The sequence below is a fragment of the Gordonibacter pamelaeae 7-10-1-b genome, from assembly GCF_000210055.1.
Classification (GTDB): Bacteria; Actinomycetota; Coriobacteriia; order Coriobacteriales; family Eggerthellaceae; genus Gordonibacter; species Gordonibacter pamelaeae.
The window spans coordinates 272454-277053 of record NC_021021.1; the positions used below are offsets into that span (position 1 = coordinate 272454).

The 4600-nt window shown below is 67.7% G+C and carries 3 protein-coding genes; all 3 read right to left on the minus strand.

Features of this window, described 5'->3' with window-relative positions; genetic code table 11:
* Window positions 1–434 (minus strand): zinc ribbon domain-containing protein (locus tag GPA_RS01195; RefSeq protein ID WP_083808818.1); only part of this gene is annotated, 434 nt, incomplete at its 3' end.
* A 228-nt stretch (window positions 435–662) separates the two neighbouring features.
* On the minus strand, window positions 663–3353 hold the full coding sequence (locus tag GPA_RS01200) for a valine--tRNA ligase (RefSeq protein WP_015538714.1): 2691 nt from the start codon (window positions 3351–3353) through the stop codon (window positions 663–665).
* Window positions 3354–3449: 96 nt separating this feature from the next.
* Window positions 3450–4600, minus strand: a 1151-nt coding sequence (gene clpX, locus GPA_RS01205) for an ATP-dependent Clp protease ATP-binding subunit ClpX (RefSeq protein ID WP_083808820.1), incomplete at its 5' end; no start/stop codon positions are given.

Genomic DNA, 4600 nt, shown 5'->3' on the forward strand with positions numbered 1-4600 from the left:
GCGGCACCGCCCACGGGGGTCGCGCAGTAGGGGCACACGGTCCACGACGGGTCGAGCGCATGGTTGCAGGTGCCGCAGAGGTTCTTCAGGCGCTGGTGGCAGTTCGGGCACAGCACGAAGTCGGCCTCCACCGGATAGCCGCAGTTCGCGCACTCGCCGTACTTCATGAGCTCGCGCTGCTTGAGCGCGATCTCCAGCTCCTGCTCGTCGCGGTCGATCTGCAGCAGCGGCGGGCGCAGCAGGCAGTACGCGATGATGCCCAGCAGCGGGATGAGCGCCACGATGGCCCACACGTACCAGTAGGAGCCGCGCAGGTACGCGTCGCGGACCACCCAGACGATGGAGAGCACGTACAGAATGACGAGCAGTATGACGACCACGGTGAACGCGGCCTGCAACTCGGGCGTCCACAACTGGGACAGCAGTTCGCTCATTTCAACCTCGTTTTCTTCGACTTGCCAGGCGCCGCACGGGCGCCCGATGCACCGTGCCGGCCGCCAGAAGCGCCGACACGGTCAGTCATTATACCAAAGTTGTCCGACCGCACCCCCGTGTTCAGGCAATTTCCGCAAGAGGCGCCCATCCGGACCCGTGCCCGCGCCTCGATGCGTCCTGGCGGCCGGCGGGTGTGACAGGGGGTCCCTGTCACACCCGTTCCGCCCCTACCCCAATTCTACCAGCTGGGCCTCCACGCGGGCGAGCTTGTCGGCGAGCTCGGCGTGCTTGGCGCGGTCCTTCTCCACGATCTCGGGCGCGGCCTTGGCGAGGAAGCCGGGGTTGGAGAGCTTCTTCTCCAGCTTGCCCGCGTCGGCGGCGAGCTTGGCCTGCTCCTTCGCAAGGCGCTCGCGCTCGGCGTCGAGGTCCACGAGGCCCGACAGCACCAGGTACACCTCCAGCCCCGCGCCCAGCACGGCGCTGGACTCGGCCGGCTTCTCCACCTGCGCGCCGATGGCGAGCGACGCCGTGTTGCCCATGCCCTCGATGAGCCCCCGCTGGGCCTCGAGCAGGGCCGCGTCCGCCTCGTCGGCCTTTACGACCACGGCCAGCTCGGACTTCGGCGAGATGCCGTAGCGGGCGCGCGTGCTGCGGATGGCCGACACCGTCTCGCACACCATCTCGATGGCGCGCTCGGCCTCCGCATCCGCGTACTTCGCCAGCTCCTGCGCGTCCGGCCACGCGGCGCCGATGAGGTACGGCGCGCCCTCGCGGTCGATGGGCAGCTCCTGGTATATCTCCTCGGTCACGAACGGCATGATGGGATGCAGCAGGCGCAGCGCCTGGTCGAGCACGAACACGAGGTTGCGCTGGCACGCCAGGCGGTCCGCCGGGTCGGCCCCGGCGCCCAGGCGCGCCTTCGAGAACTCGATGTACCAGTCGCAGAACTCGTTCCAGAAGAACGCGTACAGCTCGCGCGTGGCCTCGCCGAACTCGAAGCCGTCGAACGCCGCGTCCAGGCGCGCCACGAGGCCCGCCAAGCGCGAGAAGATCCAGCGGTCGGCCGGCGTCGAGGGCGCGGGCTCGCCCGGCTCATAGCCATCCAGGTTCATCATGACGAAGCGTGCGGCGTTGCGGATCTTGTTCGCGAAGTTGCGCGAGCTTTCCAGCTTCGCCTCGTTGAACTTGAGGTCCTGCGCGCCCGTGACCTGCATGAGCAGGCCGAAGCGCATGCCGTCGGCGCCGTAGTCCTCCATGAGGCGCAGCGGGTCCACGCCGTTGCCGCGGCTCTTGGACATGGGCTTGCCGTCGGCGGCCATCACCGTGGGGTGGATGATGACGTGCTCGAACGGGATCTGCTCCGTGCAGTACATGGACGCCATCACCATGCGCGCCACCCAGAGCCCCATGATGTCGCGCGCGGTGGAGAGCACCTGCGTGGGGTACGCGGCGCGCATCTCGGGCGCGTCCACCCCCTCCTCGGTCCAGCCCATCGTGGCGAACGGCCACAGCTGCGACGAGAACCACGTGTCCAGCACGTCCTCGTCCTGGCGCACGGGCTTCCCGCACACGGGGCACGCCTCGATGTCCTCCACCGACGCGTCCTCCCAGCCGCACTCGTCGCAGTAGAACATGGGGATGCGGTGCCCCCACCACAGCTGGCGCGAGATGCACCAGTCCTTCAGGTTCTCCAGCCAGTCGAGGTACACCTGGCGCCAGCGCTCGGGATGGAACTGGATGCTTCCGTCCTCCACCACGCGCGCGGCGTCGCGCTTGAGGCCGTCCACGGCCACGAACCACTGCTCGGACTCCCAGGGCTCGAGCTTCGTGTGGCAGCGGTAGCACGTCATGACGGAGTGGTCGTGGTCCTCCACGTGGTCGAGCAGCCCCAGCTCGTCGAACGCGGCCACCACGGCCTCGCGGGCCTCGTCGCGGTCCATGCCGCTGAACTTCCCGTAGCCGTCCACCACGTGCGCCGTCTCGTCGAAGATGTTGATGCGCTCGAGGCCGTTGCGCTCGCCCATCGCCCAGTCGTTCGGGTCGTGCGCGGGCGTGGTCTTCACGCAGCCGGTGCCGAACTCCATATCAACATGCCAGTCGGCGAAGATGGGGATCTCGCGGTCCACGAGCGGCAGCTTCACCGTCTTGCCCACGAGGTGCTTGAAGCGCTCGTCCTTCGGGTTCACCGCCACGCCCGTGTCGCCGAGCATCGTCTCGGGGCGCGTGGTGGCCACCACGAGGTACTCCAAGTCGCCCTCGGGCTCGGTCAGCGGGTAGCGCAGGTACCACAGGTGCCCTGCCTCGTCCACGTACTCGGCCTCGTCGTCGGAGATGGACGTGGTGCAGTGCGGGCACCAGTTCACGATGCGCTTGCCCTTGTAGATGAGGTCGTCGTGGTACCAGTCCACGAAGAGCTTCCGCACGGCCTTCACGTAGGCCGGCTCAAGCGTGAAGTGCTCGTCGTCGTAGTCGCACGAGCAGCCCATGCCCTTGATCTGGTTCACGATGGTGGTGCCGTACTCCTTGTACCAGTCGTAGCACGCCTCGACGAACGCCTCGCGGCCTATCTCCAGACGGCTGATGCCCTGGTCGGCCAGCTTCTTGTCCACCTTCGTCTGCGTGGAGATGCCGGCGTGGTCGGTGCCGAGGATCCAGCGCGCGGGCCGGCCCTGCATGCGGGCGCGGCGGATGCACGTGTCCTGGATGGTGTCGTTCAGGGCATGGCCCATGTGCAGCACGCCCGTGATGTTCGGCGGCGGGATGACGATGGTGTAGGGCTGCCCCTTCTTCGCGCCGAATCCCTCGCCGCGCTGGAAGTAGCCGGCATCCTTCCATGCCTCGAAAAGGGGGCGCTCGTGGGCTGCGAAGTCGTAGTCGATCTTCCTCGCCCCGGATTTCTCGTTCGTGTTATCGGCCATGGTCTGCTCTTTCGTCCTCAAAGTCTCTCAAACCGAAAAGCGGGCGCGCCGCACATCCGCGATCCGCCCGCTCGTCTCCCGTATCCCGCGACCGCGCTATGCGCTCTGCAGGCTCACCTCGTCGCCCATCGGCAGGGCCTCGGCCCCGCCCGCCGGCTCGATCTCCGGCTTCGTCTCACCCGTGATGTCGCTCGCGCGCACGGTGACGGCGGTGGCGCCCTCGTGCTCGGGGAGGTCGTACATCACGTCCATGAGCACCCGCTCGCAGATGGAGCGCAGCCCGCGGGCGCCCGTGCCGTGCTCGACGGCCTCGTGCGCGATGGCGGTGAGGGCCTCCGGCTCGAACACGAGCGTGGAATCCTCGAAGTCGAACATCTTCGTGTACTGCTTCACCAGGGCGTTCCTCGGCTCGGTGAGGATGCGCACGAGGTCTTCCTCCGACAGCTCGTTAAGCGACGTCACCACGGGGATACGGCCCACGAACTCGGGGATCATGCCGTACTTGTTCAGATCCTCCGGCAGCACCTGGGCCAGCAGCTCGGCCTCGGCGTGCTTCTTGGACTCGGGCATGTCGGCGTTGAAGCCGAGCCCCTTCTTGCCCACGCGGTCGGCGATGATGTCGGCCAGGCCCACGAACGCGCCGCCCAGGATGAACAGGATGTTCGTGGTGTCGATATGGATGAGCTCCTGCTGGGGATGCTTGCGGCCGCCCTGCGGCGGGACGCTCGCCTCCGTGCCCTCCACGATCTTCAGGAGCGCCTGCTGCACGCCCTCGCCGGACACGTCGCGCGTGATGGACAGGTTCTCGGCCTTGCGGGCCACCTTGTCGATCTCGTCGATGTAGATGATGCCTATCTCAGCGCGCGGGATGTCGAAGTCGGCCGCCGTCATGAGCTTGAGCAGGATGTTCTCCACGTCCTCGCCCACGTAGCCGGCCTCGGTGAGCGTGGTGGCGTCCGCGATGGCGAACGGCACCTTCAACGTGCGGGCGAGCGTCTGCGCCAAGAGCGTCTTGCCGGAGCCCGTGGGGCCCAAGAGCATGATGTTGCTCTTGGCCAGCTCCACGTCGCCCTCGGCCGCGTCGGCCCCCAGGCTGATGCGCTTATAATGGTTGTACACGGCCACGGACAGCGCCCGCTTGGCCGCCTCCTGCCCCACCACGTGCTCGGAGAGCTCCGCGTACAGCTCGTGGGGCGTGGGCAGGTCGGCCAGCACGTCCTCGGGTGCCGGCTCGGCCTCGGCCACGT

What these genes read in the sequence shown, in the direction of transcription:
- GPA_RS01200 (WP_015538714.1), bottom strand. Translation starts at nt 3,353, where the DNA reads ATGGCCGATAACACGAACGAGAAATCCGGGGCGAGGAAGATCGACTAC.